The organism is Bradyrhizobium sp. JHI2711 (assembly GCF_056156565.1).
Map to the genome: position 1 here is coordinate 704,501 of NZ_JBPZPT010000002.1, position 18,342 is coordinate 722,842.

General features: G+C 64.8%; 19 protein-coding genes. 9 read left to right on the forward strand and 10 right to left on the reverse strand.

Annotated features, from left to right (window positions below):
• Positions 1 to 315 precede the first annotated feature (315 nt).
• The gene (locus ACTEK7_RS15795) at positions 316 to 1,488 is read left to right on the forward strand and encodes an ABC transporter substrate-binding protein (RefSeq protein WP_036001824.1); all 1,173 of its coding nucleotides are present in this window, start codon (positions 316 to 318) and stop codon (positions 1,486 to 1,488) included.
• Between the two features lie 171 nt (positions 1,489 to 1,659).
• Here ACTEK7_RS15795 and ACTEK7_RS15800 read toward each other — a convergent pair whose 3' ends face one another.
• The 10 genes from ACTEK7_RS15800 to ACTEK7_RS15845 all read right to left on the reverse strand — a co-directional run bounded on the left by ACTEK7_RS15800 (position 1,660) and on the right by ACTEK7_RS15845 (position 11,792).
• The gene (locus ACTEK7_RS15800; protein ID WP_225147464.1) at positions 1,660 to 3,531 is read right to left on the reverse strand and encodes a bifunctional sugar phosphate isomerase/epimerase/4-hydroxyphenylpyruvate dioxygenase family protein; all 1,872 of its coding nucleotides are present in this window, start codon (positions 3,529 to 3,531) and stop codon (positions 1,660 to 1,662) included.
• Complete coding sequence (locus ACTEK7_RS15805) at positions 3,528 to 4,586, reverse strand: Gfo/Idh/MocA family protein (protein WP_225147463.1); 1,059 nt, start codon at positions 4,584 to 4,586, stop codon at positions 3,528 to 3,530. The genes ACTEK7_RS15800 and ACTEK7_RS15805 overlap by 4 nt, the downstream gene beginning before the upstream one ends.
• Entirely contained in the window at positions 4,583 to 5,320 is a 738-nt protein-coding gene (locus ACTEK7_RS15810; protein WP_036020339.1) for an ABC transporter ATP-binding protein, read from the reverse strand. Before ACTEK7_RS15810 ends, ACTEK7_RS15805 begins: the two co-directional genes overlap by 4 nt.
• Positions 5,321 to 5,329: 9 nt before the next feature.
• Positions 5,330 to 6,073 (reverse strand): ABC transporter ATP-binding protein, encoded by a 744-nt coding sequence (locus ACTEK7_RS15815; RefSeq protein ID WP_036001814.1) that lies wholly within the window; start codon positions 6,071 to 6,073, stop codon positions 5,330 to 5,332.
• Positions 6,070 to 7,068, reverse strand: a complete 999-nt coding sequence (locus ACTEK7_RS15820) for a branched-chain amino acid ABC transporter permease (protein ID WP_036020342.1) — start codon at positions 7,066 to 7,068, stop codon at positions 6,070 to 6,072. Before ACTEK7_RS15820 ends, ACTEK7_RS15815 begins: the two co-directional genes overlap by 4 nt.
• Entirely contained in the window at positions 7,065 to 7,940 is an 876-nt protein-coding gene (locus tag ACTEK7_RS15825) for a branched-chain amino acid ABC transporter permease (RefSeq protein WP_057028471.1), read from the reverse strand. Before ACTEK7_RS15825 ends, ACTEK7_RS15820 begins: the two co-directional genes overlap by 4 nt.
• A gap of 174 nt (positions 7,941 to 8,114) precedes the next feature.
• Entirely contained in the window at positions 8,115 to 9,245 is a 1,131-nt protein-coding gene (locus tag ACTEK7_RS15830) for an ABC transporter substrate-binding protein (RefSeq protein ID WP_036001805.1), read from the reverse strand.
• Between the two features lie 56 nt (positions 9,246 to 9,301).
• Positions 9,302 to 10,177, reverse strand: a complete 876-nt coding sequence (locus ACTEK7_RS15835) for a shikimate dehydrogenase (protein WP_225147462.1) — start codon at positions 10,175 to 10,177, stop codon at positions 9,302 to 9,304.
• A gap of 131 nt (positions 10,178 to 10,308) precedes the next feature.
• A complete protein-coding gene (locus ACTEK7_RS15840) occupies positions 10,309 to 11,247 on the reverse strand; it encodes a LysR family transcriptional regulator (RefSeq protein ID WP_036001799.1) in 939 nt (312 codons plus the stop codon).
• 368 nt (positions 11,248 to 11,615) lie between these two features.
• Entirely contained in the window at positions 11,616 to 11,792 is a 177-nt protein-coding gene (locus tag ACTEK7_RS15845; RefSeq protein ID WP_036001797.1) for a hypothetical protein, read from the reverse strand.
• A 165-nt stretch (positions 11,793 to 11,957) separates the two neighbouring features.
• Here ACTEK7_RS15845 and ACTEK7_RS15850 point away from each other — a divergent pair, with 165 nt between their 5' ends.
• From ACTEK7_RS15850 to ACTEK7_RS15885, 8 genes are all read left to right on the forward strand, one after another.
• A complete protein-coding gene (locus tag ACTEK7_RS15850; protein WP_057028468.1) occupies positions 11,958 to 12,686 on the forward strand; it encodes a helix-turn-helix transcriptional regulator in 729 nt (242 codons plus the stop codon).
• Positions 12,687 to 12,769: 83 nt separating this feature from the next.
• A complete protein-coding gene (locus ACTEK7_RS15855) occupies positions 12,770 to 13,429 on the forward strand; it encodes an acyl-homoserine-lactone synthase (protein WP_057028467.1) in 660 nt (219 codons plus the stop codon).
• A 1-nt stretch (position 13,430) separates the two neighbouring features.
• Positions 13,431 to 13,649, forward strand: a complete 219-nt coding sequence (locus tag ACTEK7_RS15860; RefSeq protein WP_036001783.1) for a hypothetical protein — start codon at positions 13,431 to 13,433, stop codon at positions 13,647 to 13,649.
• 303 nt (positions 13,650 to 13,952) lie between these two features.
• Entirely contained in the window at positions 13,953 to 14,870 is a 918-nt protein-coding gene (locus ACTEK7_RS15865) for a branched-chain amino acid ABC transporter permease (protein ID WP_036001780.1), read from the forward strand.
• Positions 14,867 to 15,811 carry a branched-chain amino acid ABC transporter permease gene (locus ACTEK7_RS15870; protein WP_036001776.1) on the forward strand — a complete coding sequence of 315 codons (945 nt, stop codon included), beginning with the start codon at positions 14,867 to 14,869 and terminating at the stop codon, positions 15,809 to 15,811. The genes ACTEK7_RS15865 and ACTEK7_RS15870 overlap by 4 nt, the downstream gene beginning before the upstream one ends.
• On the forward strand, positions 15,804 to 16,571 hold the full coding sequence (locus tag ACTEK7_RS15875) for an ABC transporter ATP-binding protein (protein ID WP_225147461.1): 768 nt from the start codon (positions 15,804 to 15,806) through the stop codon (positions 16,569 to 16,571). The genes ACTEK7_RS15870 and ACTEK7_RS15875 overlap by 8 nt, the downstream gene beginning before the upstream one ends.
• On the forward strand, positions 16,564 to 17,277 hold the full coding sequence (locus tag ACTEK7_RS15880) for an ABC transporter ATP-binding protein (protein WP_036001768.1): 714 nt from the start codon (positions 16,564 to 16,566) through the stop codon (positions 17,275 to 17,277). Before ACTEK7_RS15875 ends, ACTEK7_RS15880 begins: the two co-directional genes overlap by 8 nt.
• Before the next feature lie 232 nt (positions 17,278 to 17,509).
• Positions 17,510 to 18,277, forward strand: a complete 768-nt coding sequence (locus ACTEK7_RS15885) for a helix-turn-helix transcriptional regulator (RefSeq protein ID WP_225128460.1) — start codon at positions 17,510 to 17,512, stop codon at positions 18,275 to 18,277.
• Positions 18,278 to 18,342: the final 65 nt, after the last annotated feature.

Consider the following 18,342-nt stretch of genomic DNA (forward strand, 5'->3'; position numbering starts at 1 on the left):
CCCTCGAATCTCGCTGCTGCTCGCCTTCATTTAAGTGCGGATTGGGCGCCGCGGTCCAATAGAGGTCATCAATCGTCGCATAGGCCTGATGTATCGATCCGGCGCGAAAAAGCGCCGCAGCCTCCCGGACCGGCCCTGGGCCGGCCTCGGCCGAAGTGAGTAGAATTATAATTCTTGCCATCTCAGATCAGGGCGAAATATGGTGCAGGGCGGGCGCTGAGCCATTGGCGGCGCGACATATTTTGCGTTCAATAGAGACAGGCCTGGAGCGGCGATCACCCCGCTTCCAGGACCGATAATTAAGGAGGGAGTGTTATGAGGACGGCATTCTGGCTGGCGGGCGCAGCGGCGCTGGTGCTGGCAAATCAGGCATTCGCCGGAGACACCATCAAGATCGGTTTCGTCTCGACCTTCAGCGGCCCGACCGCCGTGATCGGCAACGACATGCGCAATTCCTTCGAGCTCGCGCTCGATCATCTCGGCCGCAAGATGGCCGGCAAGCCGGTCGAGGTGCTCTACGAGGACGACGGGCAGAAGCCCGACGTCGGCAAGCAGAAGACCGAGAAGCTGGTGCAGTCCGACAAGGTCGACTTCATCGTCGGCTATATCTGGTCGAACGTGCTGCTCGCCTCGCTCAAGACCGCGGTCGATTCGAAGACCTTCCTGATCTCGGCCAATGCCGGTCCGTCGCAGCTCGCGGGCGAGCTGTGCTCGCCTTACGTGTTCTCGACCTCCTGGCAGAACGACCAGACCCCGCAGGCGGTCGGCACCTATATGAACCAGAAGGGTGTCAAGTCGGTGTTCCTGATCGGCCCGAACTATGCCGCCGGCAAGGACATGCTGGCCGGCGTCAAGAGCACCTTCAAGGGTCAGGTCGTGGGTGAGGAATATACGGTGTGGCCGAGCCAGCTCGACTTCTCCGCCGAGCTCTCCAAGGCGCGTGCCTCCGGCGCCGAGTCGATCTTCGTGTTCTACCCGGGTGCTGCTGGCGTGCAATTCCTGAACCAATATGCACAGGCCGGGCTGAAGAGCACGATGCCGCTCTACACCGCCTTCACCATCGACGAGCTCTCGCTGCCGCTCCAGAAGGAGAACGCGCTCGGGGTGCCCGGCGCGCAGCAATGGGTCAACGACCTCCCCAACGAGCAGAACAAGCGCTTCGTCGCCGACTACCGCAAGAAGTACCCCGGCCTGCGCCCGACCTTCTACGGCGCGCAGTCCTATGACGCCGCGAACCTGATCAACAGCGCCGTCGTCGCCGTGAAGGGAGACACCTCCAAGAAGGACGAGATGAAGGCCGAGATGGAGAAGGCCAACTTCAAGTCGGTGCGCGGCGCGTTCAAGTTCGGCAACAACCACATCCCGATCCAGAACTTCTATCTGCAGGACGTGGTCAAGGATTCCGAAGGCCAGCTCGCCTTGAAGACCGTCGCCACCATCGTCGAGAACGACCAGGATCGCTTCCACGAGAAGTGCAAGATGAAGTGAGCCACAAGCGACGTAGCCCCTTCTCCCCTTGTGGGAGAAGGTGGCGCGAAGCGCCGGATGAGGGGTTCTCTCCCCTTGCAAGATTGTCCGTGAGGAGAGAGACCCCTCACCCGTCTTGCCGCTTTGCGGCGAGCCACCCTCTCCCGAAGGGGAGAGGGGAAGCAGAATTGCCTACACCCTCGGCATGCTTGCCGGGCGCACCTCGCGCGCTTGCGCTGCGAGCCTGATGCCGGCGTTGGCGGCGCCAAAACCCTGATAATTCCTGCGTTCGACGATCTCGAAGAAGAAGCGCTCGTCGAAGATGTGGGTGTAGACCTGGAAGAACTCGCCGTCGCCCTCGCGGTCGTAGAGGATGTGGTTGGCGCGCAGCTGCGCCATCAGTTCGGGCGAAAGATCGTATTTGGCTTCGATGTCGTCGTAGTAATTGTCGGGGATGTCCAGGAAGCCCGCGCCGCGCTGGCGCATCGCGGCGACGGTCGCAAAAATATCCTGACACGCGAAGGCGACATGCTGCACGCCCGAGCCGAAGAACTCCGAGATGAAGCGTGCCGGCAGGGTGCGGTTGGCGGAGGAGCCGTTGAGCACGAAGCGCAGGCTCTGGTCGGCGTTGATGACGGCCTGGCTCTGCACGAGGCCTCTGGGGTCGGCGATCTCCATCTGCGGCAGGCGTTTCAGATCGAGAATGCCGGTGTAGAACAACAGCCAGGTCAGCATCTCGTCATAGGGCATCGACTGCGCGATGTGGTCGACCGCGACCAGCGCATCGGCGCTTGAATCGCTTGCAACAGGCTCGAAATCGGTGTCCCAGTTCTTGCCGGCTTGGTCGAGAAAATAGAGCAGGCTGCCGCCCACGCCATGGATCGCGGGAATCTCGAGTTCACCCGGTCCGACCGGCTGGTAGAAGGTGCGCGCCTTCAGCGTCTCGGCACGCTGCATGGCGCGGTCGGCGTCGTCGACGTCGAGCGCGATGGCGCAGACGCCGGGCCCGTGGGTGACATAGTGCGAATGCGCAAAGCCGTCGGTCTCGCAATTGATGACGAGCTCGACCTTGCCCTGCGACCAGCGCTCCACCGCCTTGCTGCGGTGCTGGCCGCTCTTGCGGAAGCCGAGCTGTGAGAACAGGCGGCCAAGCTCGCCGGCCTTGCTCTCGTTCACGGCAAATTCGATGAAGCCGGTGCCGCGGCTCTTCGCCTTCGGGGCCAGCGCCTTGCCGGCGAAATTCGGCCAGTCCGGTGCGAGCTGGTCCTCCAGCAGGATCAGCGAGCGCAGGCCGTCGACCGCGGTCTGTGCGGCCGAGCCGGCGCGGAACTGGTCGTTGAAGATTTCCAGCGACAGCGGTCCGGCATAGCCGGTCGCTGCGATCGCCGCCATGAACGCGCCGACCGGCAGGTCGCCCTGGCCGGGGAAGGAGCGGAAGTGCCGGCTCAATGACAGGATGTCGAGCTCGAGCCTTGGCGCGTCGGAGAGCTGCACCAGAAAGATCCTGTCGCCGGGGATCGAGGCCATGGCGCGGGTCGGAAAGCCAGGTGCCAGCGCATGGAAGCTGTCGAGGATGACGCCAATCGCGGGATGATCGGCGCGGCGCACGATCTCCCAGGCGTCGCGGTAATCGTTGACGTGGCGGCCCCAGGCCAGCGCCTCATAGCCGACGCGCAAACGACGTTTCGCGGCGCGATCGCCAAGCTCGCGAAAATCGTCAGCCGCGCGGTCGATGCCGCCGAGCGCGGCGGGTGAGACGTTGGAGCAGATCAGCAACAGATCGGTGCCGAGCTCCTGCATCAGATCGAACTTCCGCTCCGCGCGGGCGAAGTTGCGCGCGCGCTGCGGCTCCGGCATGCCTTCGAAATCGCGGAACGGCTGGAACGCACAGATCTCGAGATTGAGGTCCGCGCACATCTTCGCGATATCGCGTGGGCCGGCGCCGAACGACAGCAGGTCGTTCTCGAAGATTTCGACCGCATCGAAGCCCGCGGCGGCGATGGCGCGGAGCTTTTCGTCGAGGCTGCCTGAGAGGGAGACGGTGGCGATCGAGCGCTTGTTCATGCGGCCTGCTCCATGATCTGCCCCGGCGAGATCGTTTGCCCGGTACGCGCGGCCGCGCTGACGGCTTCGACGACGGCGAGCGTTCCCATCGCGTCCTCGACCGAGATCAGCGGCTGTTCACGGCCGGCAATCATTGCGCAGAAATGCCGGAGCTGCTCGACCAGCGGATCGAACGCGGGCGGCGCGATGGTCGCGCGCGCCAGCGGCGCGTACCAGCCGGGCTGTTCCGTGTATGACCACAGCTCCATGTTCGGCACGGAGAGCGAACCCGCAGTCCCTGCGAAGATGTAGCAGGGCTGATCCTGCCTGGGATAGGCCGGGTTCTCGCCCGAGGAGAGCTCCCAGCTCCACGGCGCCGGCGTCGCATCCGACACGGTCACCGTGCCGAGCGCGCCGTTGGCAAAGCGCAGCAGCAGCGCGGCGGTGTCTTCGACCGGAAAGTCGCGCACCTTGTTCGAGGTCAGCGCCTGCACCTCGACGATCTCGCCGCAGATGAAGCGGAGATTGTCGATGTCGTGGATGAGATTGATCAGCAGTGGCCCGCCGCCTGCCTCGCGCCGCCAGGCGACTTCGAAATAATCGTCGGGCTTCTTGAGGAGCCATAGCCCGACCACGGCCGTGAGCTGGCCGAGCTTTCCGTTCGTCACGGCCTCGCGGGCCGACTTGATGATCGGATTGTGCCGCCGATGGTGGCCGACCAGCATCGGCACGCCGGTCCGTCTCACCGCCGCGCACAGGCGTTGCGCGGTGGCAACCGTCTCGGTCACCGGCTTCTCGATCAATGCCGGCACGCCGGCTTCGGCGCAGTCGAGCGCCATCGGCAAGTGCAGCGTGTTGGGCGAGGCAATGATGAGGCCGTCGGGCCTCTCTTCTGCCAGCAGGGCGCGATGGTCCGCATAGCAGGGCACGCCATGCGCCAGCGCATAGTCCTTGGCGGCGGGCGAGGGGTCCGCAATGCCGGCGAGCACGCAATCCTGGGAGGACTCGATCAACTCGATATGGCGACGGCCGATCAGGCCGGCGCCTGCCACGGCGATCCGCATCTTCGCCTTCATGCCGCACTCTCCTCCATGGCGCCGCCGAGGAAGAGCTGCCCGATGCGCGGATCGTTCAGAATGCGCCTGGCGTCATCGACCATGCGGGTCTGGCCAAGCTCCAGCACGATGCCGATGTCGGAGATCTCCAGCGCCGAGCGCGCGTTCTGCTCGATCATCAGGATGGTGACGCCGCGATCGCGCAAGCTCTTGAGGATGTCGAAGGTCTGCTGCACCATCAGCGGCGACAGACCGATCGAGGGCTCGTCGACCAGCACCAGCTTCGGCTCGAGCAGCAGCGAGCGGGCGATCTCGAGCTGCTTCTGCTCGCCGCCTGATAGCGTCGAGGCCTGCTGCGCGGACTTGCGCCGCAATGCCGGAAACAGGTCGAGCGCCGCCTCGATCCGCTTGGGCAGGTCGAGGCCCTTGTCGGCGGCGACGCCGCCGAGCTCGATATTGTGGCGCACCGACAGCTCGGGAAAGATGTTGCGGCCCTGCGGCACATAACAGATGCCGGCGTTGAGCAGCGCGCGCTGGCTCAAATTGGTGACGTCGCGGCCGGCGAAGCTGATCTTGCCTTCGCGCAGCTTGAGCAGGCCGAAGATGGCCTTGAATACCGTCGATTTGCCGGCGCCGTTCGGGCCGATGATCGTCGTGATCGTGGCTGACGGCACGGCAAACGTCGTGCCGTTCAAGATCGTCATCTTGCCGTAGCCGCCGACGAGATTGTGGACCGAGAGAATGGGATCGCTCATTACGCGCTCCTAATGTCCGAGATAGGCTTCGATCACGGCGGGGTTCTTGCGGACCTCGTCGGGCCGGCCCATCGCCAGCACCTTGCCTTCCGCCATCACCATCACGCGCGAGCACAGCGACATCACGAACTCCATGTTGTGCTCGATCACGACGAAGGTGGCGTTCTTCTCGCGGTTGATCGCGACCAGGCGCTCCTTGAGGTCCGCCAGCATCGACGGGTTGACGCCGCCGGCTGGCTCGTCGAGCAGCACCAGGCGCGAGCCGCCCATGAAGGCCATGGCGGCATCGAGCAGTTTTTGCTGACCATAAGAGAGACCCCCAGCCGGCTCGTCGGCGAGATGGTCGAGCTTGAAGAAGCCGATCATCTGGTTGGCGGCCTCGGTCAGCCCGGCATCGGAGCGGCCGACCAGGCGCGAGGCCATGTTGCCCTGGTGCTCCTGTCCGGCGAGGATCAGGTTCTCGCGCACCGAGAGCTTTGGGAACACCTGCAACAGCTGGAAGGTGCGGCTGACCCCGAGCTTGTTGAGCTCGGAGGGACGCAGGCCCGTGACGACCTGTCCATCGAGCTTGACCTCGCCGCCGGTCGGCGTGAGCTGGCCGAGGATGCAGTTGAACAGCGTGGACTTGCCGCAGCCGTTCGGCCCGATCAGGCCGAGGATCTCGCCCTCGCGCACGTCGAACGAGACCCCGTTGACGGCGTGGATGCCGCCAAAGCTCTTCTTGATGTCGGTGACTTCGAGGACCGCACTCATTGCGCCGTCTCCAGGCGCGACTTTGCGACGGCGCGCAGCGCGGACGCCGCCTTGGTGCGGCGTTCGGCGAGATATCGGTCGAGGATTCCGAGAATGCCGGTCGGCGACCAGATCAGCAGCAGCATCACGGCGACGGCGTAGAGCATCAGGTAGTAGCCTTCCGTGAAGCGCAGCCATTCCGGCAGCAGCACCGCGATCATCGCGCCGAGGAAGGGGCCGAAATAGAAGCCAGCGCCGCCGACGATCACCATCAGCAGGAGGTCGAGCGAGAGCGACAGGTTGAACGGCACCGGATCGATATATTGCGTCAGCGGCGCATAGAGCGCGCCGGCGACGCCGCCGAGCGCCGAGCCGATCGCGAACGCCATCAGCGTGTAGCGGCGGGTGTCGACGCCGAGGGATTGCGCGCGCAACGGATTCTCGCGCAACGCCATGAAGGCGCGGCCCCAGGGCGAACGGATCAGCCACCACACCGCAAGCGAGACGATCGCGAGCGAGCCGAGGCAGACATAGTAGAACGGCAGCGGCTTGTTGGTCGCGATGCCGAAGATGTGCGGACGCGGAATGTTGGAGATGCCGTAGATGCCGCCGGTCAGCCAGCTCTCGTTGCGGAACACCAGGAAGGCGAGGGTGGAAAAGGCGAGGGTGACGAAGGCGAGGTAATGGTGCTGCACGCGCAGTGCGGGATAGCCGAGCACCCAGCCGATCGCAAAGCTCAAGACGATCGCCACCAGGATCGCCGCCGGCAGCGGCCAGCCATGCGTGGTCATGATCGCGGCCGCATAGGCGCCGATACCAACGAAGGCGCCTTGCGCCAGCGAGACCTGGCCGGCATAGCCGAGCGTGAGATTGAGCCCCATGGCGGCGATGCTCATCACCGCCCATTGGCTCAGGATGAACAGGCCGTAGCGGTTGAAGTTCATGGGGACGATGATCAGCGCGGCGATGATGGCAAGGCCGAGCGCGATCTTCAGGGGTTTGGCGATGCCGCTCATACGGTGCGCTCCTCGGCACGGCCGAGCAAGCCCTGCGGCCGGAACAGGATGACGGCGATCAGGAACATCATCGGCACGGCGGCGCGATACTGCGTCGACACATAGGCCGCCGCGAGATTGTCGAGCACGCCGATCAGCAGGCCGCCGGCGATGGCGCCGCGCACCTGGTTGAAGCCGCCGACGATCGCGGCGATGAAGGCGGCCTGGCCCAGCACCTCGCCGGACGAGAATTTTGCGAGATAGATCGGCGTGATCAGCAGCGAGGCCAGCGCCACCAGGAAGGCGTTGATCAGGAAGGTCAGCAGGATCATGCGCTCGACCGGGACGCCGATGATGCGGGCCACCGTCGGGTTCTGCGCCGCCGCCTGCATCTGGTGGCCGAGCGAGGTACGGCTCAGCAGCGTGGTCAGGCCGAGAACGGCGAGGATGGCAACGGCGAGCACGCCGATGCTCTGCAGCGAGACGGCATGGCCGAGGATGGAGATGTCGCCGGTCGGGACGATCGAGGGGAAGGGCGAAGCCTCCGCGCTGTAGAACTGCTTGACCGATTCCTTGATGCCGATCGCGAGCGCCATGGTCGCGATCGCCAGCGGTAGCACACCGTGACGCATCATCGGGTCCACCAGCAGCATCTTGAAGGCGAGCCCGAGCAGGATCAGCGAGAGCAGGATGCCGAGGATGATCGCGAGCCAGAACGGCGCGCCCACATGCATCGCGGCCAGCATCAGGAACGCCGGCAGCATCACGAACTCGCCTTGCGCGAAATTGATGGTCTGCGAGGTCTGCCACAGCAGCGTGAAGCCGACCGCGACCAGCGCGTAGATGGCGCCGGTGGCGAGCCCCGCGACCAGTAGATCGAATAGATTGGACATGTTCCCCTCTCGTGTCCCTATGCCCGCTCCATCATCTCCCTCTCCCCGTTCTTACGGGGAGAGGGCGGGGTGAGGGGCTGTCTCGGCAAGCTCGTTGGCAGTTGAACTCGCAGAAGCACCCCTCACCCCGACCCTCTCCCCGCGAAGAGCGGGGCGAGGGAGAAGGGCCACGCTTCACTTCACCTTGGGCAGCACCTGCTTCACCACCTGCTTGCCTTCGACCACCTCGACCAGGAAGCTCTGGCGATCGATGTCGCCGGTGTCGCTGAAGGTGACGTCCATCAAAATGCCCGGCTCGTCCGCGGCCTTGATGGTGAGGCCGTGCAGCGTGTCGGCGAACTTCTTCGGGTCGACCTTGCCCATCTTTTCCGTGGTCGCCTTCACCATGTAGACGGCGAGGTAGCCCTTCAGGCCGTTATGATCGGGGACGTAATTGTACTTCTTGGAGAACTTCTCGCGGAACGCCTTGACCAGATCGACCGGCGCGTCGGTGGTGAGGCCGACATGGCCGCGCGCGCCGTTGGCGGCATCGCCCGCGAGCTCGATCACCTTCTGACCGATCAGCGTGGTCTCGCCCATCAGCGGCGCGGTGACGCCCTGGCGCTTCAGCTCTTTCAGGATGCGCGCGCTCTCTTCCTCGTTCAGGTAGACGAACACGGCGTCGGGATTGGCGGCCTTGATCTTGCCGACGTCGGCGGCGAAGTCGGCCTGGCCCGCCTCGGTGGAGAGATCGGCGACGACCTTGGAGCCGAGCCGGTCGAGCTCCTTGACCACGACGTCGCGGCCACCGCGGCCGAAATCGTTGTTGACCCAGACCACCGCAACGGTCTTCGCCTTCATCTCGTCGTGGATGTACTTTGCGACCTTCGGCATTGAGGATTGCTGGCCGAAGGATGTGCGGAACAGGAACTTGTTTCCTGTCTGCGTCAGCTCGGCGGCTTCGCCGCCCATGATCTGCGCGATGCCGGCTTCGGCCGCGAGCGGCGCGGTCACCTTCACCGAGCCGGAATAACCGGGCCCGAGCAGCACATAGGGCTCGGCGTCGAGCGCCTTCTGCACCTGGGCGCGCGCCACCCCGGGGTTGGACTGCGAGTCGGCGTGGCTGACCTCGAGCTTGCGGCCGAGCACGCCGCCCTTGGCGTTGATCTCCTCGATCGCGAGGTCGATGCCGTTCTTCCAGTTCGTGCCGACGGTGGCGCCGCCGCCCGAGAGCTCCGCGACGTTGGCGAGCTTGATCGCCTGGGCAAAGGCGCCCGTTGCGGTCATGACGGTGAGCAATGCGCCCACCACTAGCGTTGACTTCATCGTTCTCTCCTCCCGTTTCAAATCTTGCAAGCGGCCTTGTATCCGGCCGCTTCGCCTCAAGCTGCCTGATAGGCGGCGCTGCGCGCTGCCATCACGGCGTCGAAAGCCTCTCCCATGATCTCGGTGGATGGGGCAAGGCCTGTGAACAGTTCGAAGGCGTCGGCGGCCTGGTAGATCGCGAGGTCGCGGCCGGTCATGATCTTCGCGCCTTTCTCTCGCGCTGCGGCCAGCAGCGGCGTGATCAGCGGCGAATAGACGGCGTCGGCGACCCATAGGTCCGCCCTGAGCAGTCCCGCCGGCACCGGCGTGTCACGGTTCGGCAGCATACCGACCGGCGTGCCGTTGACGAGACCGGTCGCACCGTCGAGCGCATCCTCGACGCTGGCGGCAACGCGGGCGCCGCGCGGGGCGAGCATGGCGGCCAGTTTCTCGGCGCGCGCCGGCTCGCTGTCGAAAATGCGGATGTCGGCCACGTTCAGGCTCGCCAGCGCAAACGCGATGGCCTTGCCGACGCCGCCGGCGCCGATCAGGGCGATGGCGTTGCCGGAGGGCGCCAGCAATGGCGTCACCGCCCGCGCGAAACCCGTGGTGTCGGTGTTGTGGCCGGTCAGCCGGCCATCCCTGACGACGACGGTGTTGACCGCGCCCATGCTGGCTGCGCCCGGCGCCAGCGCGTCGAGCAGCGGCACCACCGCTTCCTTGTAGGGGTAGGTGACATTGACGCCGGCAAAGCCGAGCCGCCGGACGCCCTCGAGCATCAAGCGCAGCCCGGCCGCATCGGCGCCGGCGACCTCGATAAGCTGGTAATGGCCGCGCAGGCCGAGCGCTTCGGCGGCGCGCTCATGCATGGCGGGCGAGGCGGAATGCGCGATCGGGGCGCCGATCAAGCCGGTGAGGAGCTTCTTACTGGCGGCGTATCCGCGTTTCGACATGGTTCGCTATCGTCTCAAGGGAGCGTCCGGCCCCGGCCATTAGCGGGGAAATCCGTGCAATTCCAGCTGCGACGATAGCCTTTCCCCCGCCTAACACAATTACCCTTTTATCTGGCAAACCTAACATCATGTTATTTCCTCCGCCCGCGGGCAGGGGCGGTCTTGCCACTGCCGCGGGAGGGCTCGACCGCGCGCATCTCGGCGCGCAGGGCCTCGATGAAATACTCGGCATGCAGCGACAGCGGCGTGCCGCGCTTGACTGCGATGTAGGTGTCGAACCGCGTCGGCTCGGCGATCTTCAGAAGCTCGATCCCGGGATAGCCGCCATGGGCGACGGTGAACTGGTCGATGATGGCGATGCCGAGTCCCGCCTTCACTAGCGCGCAGACGGTGGTGCCGAAGCGCGCGCGGATCGTGATGTTGTAGTCGAGCCGGTGGCGCGCGAAGATCCCGGCCATGATCCGGCCGTAGGGGTCGTTGGGATCGATGCCGATCAGCGGATAGCGCGTGATCTCGGCGGCGGAGACCTGCTTGCGGCCGGAGAGCTCGTGGCCGGGCGGCACGATGCAATAGAGCTCGCCCGAAGCGAGCGGCATGAAGTCGAGCCCGGAATGCTCGAGCCGATAGCTCATCGCCACGCACTCGCCGCGGCCGAGCATCAGGTAGTCGATGGCCTCCTCGAGCTTGAGGATGTTGATGTCGATGCCGAGATCGGGATAGCGGCGGCGGACGCGCTCGATCGCACGCGGCACCATCACCTGCGAGATGCTCGGCACCGAGCCGATGCGCAGCTCCGACAGGCCGCCGCGGCCGATCTTGGAGATGATCTCGGAGAGGTCGTCGACCTTCTTGTAGACGCCGTTGATCTGCTCGAAGATGTTCTCGGCTTCCGGCGTCGGGAAGTAGCGCCCGTTCTGGCGCTGGAAGAAGCGGATGCCGAGCGAGCGCTCGGTGTATTTGACGAGGCGGCTGATCCCCGGCGCCGAGACGTTGAGCAGCTTCGCCGCACCGCCGATGGTGCCCGTCACCATCACGGCACGGATCACTTCGACCTGGCGCAGCGTCATCATGGCCTTGAACCGTCCCTGGCATCGACAAGAGATCGCGGCGATCATCTCACGAGAGATGCGCTGTCATCCAGCGGCAAGTGTGCGCCGATGTGGCCGGAGGCTGGCGCTTTCCCTCTCCCCTTGTGGGAGAGGGTGGATCGCCGCAGAGCGGCGAGACGGGTGAGGGGTCTCTCTCCGCGACTTCAAATGGGAGTTGGATTCGCGGAGAGAGACCCCTCATCCGGCGCTTCGCGCCACCTTCTCCCACAAGGGGAGAAGGGAAGCCAAAATTCGCAGTCAGAGTGTTTCGACTAAAACCCGCGCGGTCAGATGGAGAGGCGTCCTCGTGACGCGATCTGTTGCTCCGGCGTCGTCTTTGCAACGGCGTTCTAGCTCGCCGGCCCTTCCGGCGACACGCTCTCGGCCAGCTCCGCGCGCTCGCTCTGCAGCACCTCGCGCGCAAACTCGATGATCTTCTGCTTGTTCGCCGTTTCGCGGACGGCAAAAAACACGCGGTTCAATTCCAGGCCGAGCACGCTGTTGAGGGCGATGTCCTCGTCTTCCATCGTTGGCTTCCCGCTTCGGATGTTCTCAGGTGTATCGTGGCGTCAATTCTGCCACAAGTAGTTAAATCCTCAGAGCGCATGAGCACCGGGAAACTACGGCCACAGCGAATTGAGGCGGTCTGTGAATACGTGCTATACGGAAGCGCGAGGGTCAGGAAACGTACGATGTCCGCCGTAGACTATGGCCGGGAGGCGCTCGACTTCATCGAAGGCCTGCAGACCTACCGCAAGGTACCAGAGGCCATGAACGCGCTCGAAGCGGCGTTCGGTCGCTTCGGCTTCGAAACCATCATCGTGACGGGGTTGCCCAATCCCGATCAGCAGTTTGCGCAGATGGTGCTCGCCAAACGCTGGCCTGCGGGATGGTTCAGCCTCTACACCGAGAAAAACTACGATCGTTTCGATCCCGTGGTGCGGTTGTGCCGGCAGTCGGTCAATCCGTTCGAGTGGTCGGAAGCGCCCTATGATGCGGAACTCGAGCCGAATGCGGCCGAGGTGATGAACCGTGCCAGCGAGTTCCGCATGTCGCGCGGCTTCATCGTGCCGATCCACGGGCTCACCGGCTACGAGGCCGCGGTCTCGCTCGGCGGCGTCCATCTCGACCTCAATGCGCGCAGCAAGCCGGCGCTGCACCTGATGGCGATGTATGGCTTCGACCATATTCGCCGCCTGCTCGAGCCGATGCCGCATTTGTCGACGCGCCTCACCCCGCGCGAGCGCGAGGTGATCGCCTGGGCTTCGCAGGGGAAGTCGGCCTGGGAAATCGGCGAGATCCTGCACATCACCCAGCGCACCGCCGAAGAGCATCTTGCAACTGCTGCGCGCAAGCTCGGCGCGGTCAACCGTACGCATGCGGTCGCGCTGGCGATTCGGAACAAGATCATCAATCCTTAAGCCGCCTTACTGGGAAATTTCCCAATACCGAAGCTGCGTCTTTTCGCAGAATCTCCCCCCATTGAGGATGAATGGGGGTTTTCATGATTCACGCAGTTTCCGCGGTAAATCGTCACCTTTATGAAGACGTAATCGAGCAGCATTTCCGGCTGCGTCACGACATCTTCGTCGAGGAGCGGCGCTGGGAGACGCTGCGCAGGCCGGATGGCCGTGAGATCGATTCCTACGACGACGAGGACACCGTCTACCTGCTGGCGCTGGAAGGCCGCCGCGTCGTGGGCGGTCATCGGCTCTATCCGACCACCAAGCCCTCGATGATGAGTGAGGTGTTTCCGCATCTGGCGGCGGTTCGCGGCTGGCCCGCCGATCCGCTAGTGTGGGAATGGTCGCGCTACTTCGTCGTGCGCGATCGCCGCGACGGCGCGCTCAACCTGCAACTGATGGCTGCGGTGCAGGAGTTCTGCCTCGACCAGGGAATCGCGCAGGTCAGCGCGATCATGGAGACCTGGTGGCTGCCGCGCTTCCACGAAGCCGGCTTCGTCGTGACGCCGCTCGGCCTACCGGCTCTGGTCGAGAACGCATGGACCATGGCGGCGACCATCGACATTCGTCGGGAGACGCTCGATGCCCTGCATCGTCGGATCGGCACGGCTTCGGTCGTGCAGCAGGACGGCCCTCGTCTCGATGCCGTCGCACGTGCCAACCTCTGCGGTCATGTTGCCGCGCAACGAAAGAGCGCCTGAGATGTCGAACGTGATGCGGGACAGCCAGATCATGGCGCAAATGAAAGACGAGGATCTCGGCTACATGTCCGACATGGCGCTCGAACTGGCGCAAATGGCGGAGGACACCGGATTGACGACGCTCGCCTATCTGTTTCGGATGGCGGCTCTGGAGGCGTCGACGGCCAACAGCGTTCTCGCCGAGCCGGACGAGCTCCCCCGGCAGATGACGTCGCACTAGACGCAGCCCTGCTCGATTTTACGACGATCGTACCCTCTCACCGCCAGCCGGTGAGAGGGTGATGCCGTTTGGCTGCGGCAGGTTGCCTCATGCCGCGCGGCAGCCTTTTTGCATTGCGGGGCGCGTCCCGGCCGCACGTGCCGAGATGCAACAAAGTGCATGTTTGATGTCGAATCGCTCTTGCCTCGGAACGATACTGCCATTACCCATTTTTCGGCCTTGAAGAGGCAGGGGGAGCTCTTTCACTGATGGCGACAGTGTTCGAACATCGGCGCGCGTCTGTATGCGCCTGAAAGAGTCCTGATGCTGCTCGTCGTCGAACAATTCTTGAATGGGTTGCAGTTCGGTCTGCTGCTGTTCCTGCTCGCCGCCGGCCTGACGCTGGTGTTCGGGATCATGGATCTCGTCAACCTCGCGCACGGCTCGCTCTATATGATGGGCGCCTATTTCGCCGCCACCTTCGCGGCGTGGACCGGCAGCTTCCTGCTCGGCGCGCTGATGGCGTTGGGCGCGACGCTCGTGCTCGGCATCGTGCTGGAGGTGAGCGCGCTGCGGCATCTCTATGGCCGCGACCATCTCGACCACGTGCTCGCGACCTTCGGCCTGATCCTGTTCTTCAACGAAGCCGTGCGGCTGATCTGGGGCCCGGCGGGCCTGGCGCTGCCGCTGCCGGCCTGGCTCACCGTGCCGGTGCCGATCCTGCCCGGCATTCACTATCCCGCCTATCGCCTCGCCATCATTGGGGTAGCGCTGCTGGTCGCGCTGCTGCTCTATCTCGGCGTGATGCGCACCCGCATCGGCATGCTGATCCGGGCCGGCGCATCCAACCGCGAGATGATCGGCGCGCTTGGCATCAACATCAAGCTGCTCTACACGCTGGTGTTCGGCCTGGGCGCCGCACTCGCCGGCCTTGCCGGGCTGATGCAGGCGCCGATCCTGACCGTGCAGATCGGCATGGGCGAGAACATCCTGATCCTCGCTTTCGTCATCATCGTGATCGGCGGCATCGGCTCGATCCGCGGCGCTTTCCTCGCTGCGATCTTCGTCGGCATGATCGACACGCTCGGCCGCGCCTTCCTGCCGAACCTGCTCCGCCAGGTGCTGAGCGGCGCCGCCGCATCCACCGCCGCGCCCGCGCTCTCCTCCATGCTGATCTATCTGCTGATGGCGATCGTGCTGGTGGTGCGGCCGGAGGGGCTGTTTCCGGCCAATCGTCGATGAAGGGTTTGAGCGTGAGCAAGGCCGTCACGGCCCTGATGCTGGCGGGCCTCGTGCTGCTGCCGCTCTATTCGCAGCTGACCGGCAACGTCTTCATCCTGACGCTGTTCACCCGCATCATCATCCTGGCGCTGGCGGCTGCGAGCCTCAACCTCATCATGGGATTTGCGGGCCTGATGAGCTTTGGCCATGCCGCGTATCTCGGCATCGGCGGCTATGCCGTCGGCATGCTCGCGCAGGAAGGCGTTGGGTCTGGCTTCATCCAGTTTCCGGTCGCGATTGCGGCGTCGGCGATCTATGCGCTGGTGATCGGCGCGCTGTCGCTGCGCACCCGTGGCGTCTACTTCATCATGATCACGCTGGCCTTCGCCCAGATGGCCTACTATGTCGCCTCGGGCCTGGCCCGTTACGGCGGCGACGACGGCCTGACCATCTACACGCGCAGCGACTTCTCGGGCCTGATCGATCTCGGCAACCGCACGCAGTTCTATTATCTCTGCCTCGCCTGCCTTTTCGGCGTCATGCTCCTGATATGGCGCATCGTCAACTCGCGCTTCGGTCTTGTCGTGCAGGGCCTGCGTTCCAACGAGCAGCGCATGCAGGCCATCGGCTTCCCGGCCAAGCGTTACCAACTGGTCTGCTTCGTCATATCAGGCACGATGTGCGGCCTTGCCGGCGCGCTGCTCGCCAACAACACCGATTTCGTAAGCCCGGCCGTGATGTACTGGACCCGTTCCGGCGACCTCATGGTGATGGTGATCCTGGGCGGCATGGGCACGCTGTTCGGCCCGGTCATGGGTGCGGTGGTGTTCCTGCTGCTGGAAGAACTGCTGTCGCAGATCACCGAATATTGGGCGCTGATCCTGGGCCCGCTGCTGCTGCTCATCGTCCTGTTCGGCCGCGGCGGCATCATGGGCGCACTCGGGAGGGCTGGCCGTGGCTGAACCCTTGCTCCGCGTCGAAAAGCTGGTGCGCCGCTTCGGCGGAATCATCGCGACCGACAACGTCTCGCTCGACGTCGCATCCGGCGAGCTGCACGCCATCATCGGCCCGAACGGCGCCGGCAAGACCACGCTGATCAGCCAGCTCACCGGGCATCTCGAACCGCATTCCGGCAGCGTCTCGCTGGCGGGGCGCGACATCACCTATCTGCCGGCCTATCGCCGCTGCGCGTTGGGCCTGGCGCGTTCGTTCCAGATCACCTCGCTGCTGCTCGACTTCACCGCCGCGGACAATGTCGCGCTGGCGGCGCAGGCGCATGCCGGCACCTCGTTCCGCTTCTTCGCCAATGCGCGGAAAGAGAAGGGTCTGCGCGATGCCGCCCACGCCGTGCTCGATCGCGTCGGCCTCGGCCATCGCGCCGACGTCGTGGTCTCCAGGCTCAGCCATGGCGAGCGGCGCGAGCTCGAGCTCGCGGTCGCGCTCGCGAGCAAGCCGAAATTGCTGCTGCTGGACGAGCCGATGGCCGGCCTCGGCGTGACCGAATCCCAGCGCATGGTGAAGCTGCTCCAGGAGCTGCGGAAAGAGGTCTCGATCGTGCTGGTCGAGCACGACATGCCGGCGGTGTTCGCGCTGGCCGACCGCATCACGGTGCTGGTCTATGGCCGCGTCATCGCCTCCGGCGACCCGGCCGCGATCCGGGCCAATGAGGACGTCAAGCGCGCCTATCTCGGCGATCAGCATGTGGTGACGCATCATGGCTGACACGCTGCTCGAGGTCGACGGCATCGAGACCTGCTACGGCCTGTCCCAGGTGCTGTTCGGCCTGTCGCTGTCGATCAAGCCGGGCGAGATGGTCTCGCTGATGGGCCGCAACGGCATGGGCAAGACCACCACCATCCGCTCCATCATGGGCCTGACGCCGGCGCGCGCGGGCACCATTCGCTTCGCGGGCGCGGAGGTGCGGCAGCTTCCGTCCTACCGGATTGCGAAACTCGGTGTTGGTCTCGTGCCCGAGGGCCGGCAGATCTTTCCGAACCTCACCGTGCGCGAAAACCTGGTCGCGGCCGCGGCGGATCGCTTCAACAGCGATAATCCCTGGACGCTCGCCGCGATCTACGTGATGTTTCCGCGCCTCGCCGAACGCGCGTCCAACATGGGCAACCAGCTTTCCGGTGGCGAGCAGCAGATGCTCGCGATCGGACGCGCGCTGATGACGAATCCAAAGCTCCTGATCCTGGACGAGGCGACCGAAGGCCTCGCGCCGCTGATCCGGCAGGAGATCTGGAATTGCCTGTCGCTACTCAAGAGCCGCGGACAGTCGATCCTGGTCGTCGACAAGAACGTCGACCATCTCGCCCGCATCTGCGATCGACACTACATCATCGAGCGCGGCAAGACGGTGTGGAGCGGCACCTCCGACGAGCTGATGGCCGCGCCGGACCTGCAGCACAAATATCTGGGAATCTAAACGCGTTCGTCCCCTTCGCCGCGGCAATGCGAGCTACTCTTCGAGCAAATCCAAATTCGAAATCCTCCAAACAGCGCGCTGAGCTCTTGAGCGTGCCGCCGTCAGCCGTCAAAGAAGACGCGGCGTTGTGGATTCGATGCGGGACTTTTACGAGCAAATTGTCGGGTTGCCTGAGGACGACGTCGGTTCCGCACAGCGAGGGGCAGCCCAATGGCTGGATTATCCGGGCTGCGTGGTCGTCCAAGGTGAGTTCCGAGCCGACGCCGAGGGGCCTGCAATCGCAGCGCCGGGCTTGTTCATCTCGGTGGCGTTCGATGAAGCCGGTGCTGGCCCCGGCACTCTGACGCGCTCGATCGGCGAGAGGCGGATGGGGGTGATCGCGGTGCGCGAGTCCCTCGCCGTGAAGCGCTCAATGCGGTGCGCCATCGGCCTTGCGTTGCCCGGAGCATCCATCGATCAGCTCGGACTTGGCGCCGCGTTTCGGGCGCTGTTCAAGGACGAAGGATCTGGCGCCGTCGTCCTCTCGCTGGCCGCATCAGCGCGCGTGCGGGCCGTCGCGGCGGAAATGTTCTCGCCGCCGGTCGCCGGAAACGCGGCGCGATTGCTGATGTCGGCGCATGCCGCCGAGATCGTCGTCCATGCCTTGTTCGGCGAGTGCAGCCGGATCGCGGTCGATCCGGCAACAGACCTCCAGCGCATGCGCCTGCAATCGGTCAAGGAGCGGATGGATGCCGACCTCGGCTATCCCTGGAGCATCGACGAGCTGGCGCGGAACGCAGGCCTGAGCCGGCGATCTTTCAATCAGAAATTCCAGATCGCCTATGGCGAGAGCGCCATCGACTATCTGAGGGCGCGCCGGCTCGATACTGCACGAGCCCTTCTGATTCACCAGCGCCTGTCGGTCACCGAGGCGGCCTATCGGGTCGGCTATACTCATCCGGCGAACTTCGCGACGGCCTTTCGCAGGCGCTTCGGTCATTCGCCCAGTCGCTGCGAGTAACGGCAGCAGGCGATGCGCCGCCTCACGCCTCAGTCTTGAAAGCCTCCACGTGGACTCAAAGGCGA

Coding starts and splice junctions, on each gene's coding strand:
- ACTEK7_RS15830 (WP_036001805.1), bottom strand. CDS start 9,245: ATGAAGTCAACGCTAGTGGTGGGCGCATTGCTCACCGTCATGACCGCA.
- ACTEK7_RS15815 (WP_036001814.1), bottom strand. CDS start 6,073: ATGAGTGCGGTCCTCGAAGTCACCGACATCAAGAAGAGCTTTGGCGGC.
- ACTEK7_RS15825 (WP_057028471.1), bottom strand. CDS start 7,940: ATGTCCAATCTATTCGATCTACTGGTCGCGGGGCTCGCCACCGGCGCC.
- ACTEK7_RS15870 (WP_036001776.1), top strand. CDS start 14,867: ATGAAGGGTTTGAGCGTGAGCAAGGCCGTCACGGCCCTGATGCTGGCG.
- ACTEK7_RS15850 (WP_057028468.1), top strand. CDS start 11,958: ATGTCCGCCGTAGACTATGGCCGGGAGGCGCTCGACTTCATCGAAGGC.
- ACTEK7_RS15860 (WP_036001783.1), top strand. CDS start 13,431: ATGTCGAACGTGATGCGGGACAGCCAGATCATGGCGCAAATGAAAGAC.
- ACTEK7_RS15800 (WP_225147464.1), bottom strand. CDS start 3,531: ATGAACAAGCGCTCGATCGCCACCGTCTCCCTCTCAGGCAGCCTCGAC.
- ACTEK7_RS15865 (WP_036001780.1), top strand. CDS start 13,953: ATGCTGCTCGTCGTCGAACAATTCTTGAATGGGTTGCAGTTCGGTCTG.
- ACTEK7_RS15820 (WP_036020342.1), bottom strand. CDS start 7,068: ATGAGCGGCATCGCCAAACCCCTGAAGATCGCGCTCGGCCTTGCCATC.
- ACTEK7_RS15845 (WP_036001797.1), bottom strand. CDS start 11,792: ATGGAAGACGAGGACATCGCCCTCAACAGCGTGCTCGGCCTGGAATTG.
- ACTEK7_RS15880 (WP_036001768.1), top strand. CDS start 16,564: ATGGCTGACACGCTGCTCGAGGTCGACGGCATCGAGACCTGCTACGGC.
- ACTEK7_RS15835 (WP_225147462.1), bottom strand. CDS start 10,177: ATGTCGAAACGCGGATACGCCGCCAGTAAGAAGCTCCTCACCGGCTTG.
- ACTEK7_RS15855 (WP_057028467.1), top strand. CDS start 12,770: ATGATTCACGCAGTTTCCGCGGTAAATCGTCACCTTTATGAAGACGTA.
- ACTEK7_RS15795 (WP_036001824.1), top strand. CDS start 316: ATGAGGACGGCATTCTGGCTGGCGGGCGCAGCGGCGCTGGTGCTGGCA.
- ACTEK7_RS15810 (WP_036020339.1), bottom strand. CDS start 5,320: ATGAGCGATCCCATTCTCTCGGTCCACAATCTCGTCGGCGGCTACGGC.
- ACTEK7_RS15840 (WP_036001799.1), bottom strand. CDS start 11,247: ATGATGACGCTGCGCCAGGTCGAAGTGATCCGTGCCGTGATGGTGACG.
- ACTEK7_RS15805 (WP_225147463.1), bottom strand. CDS start 4,586: ATGAAGGCGAAGATGCGGATCGCCGTGGCAGGCGCCGGCCTGATCGGC.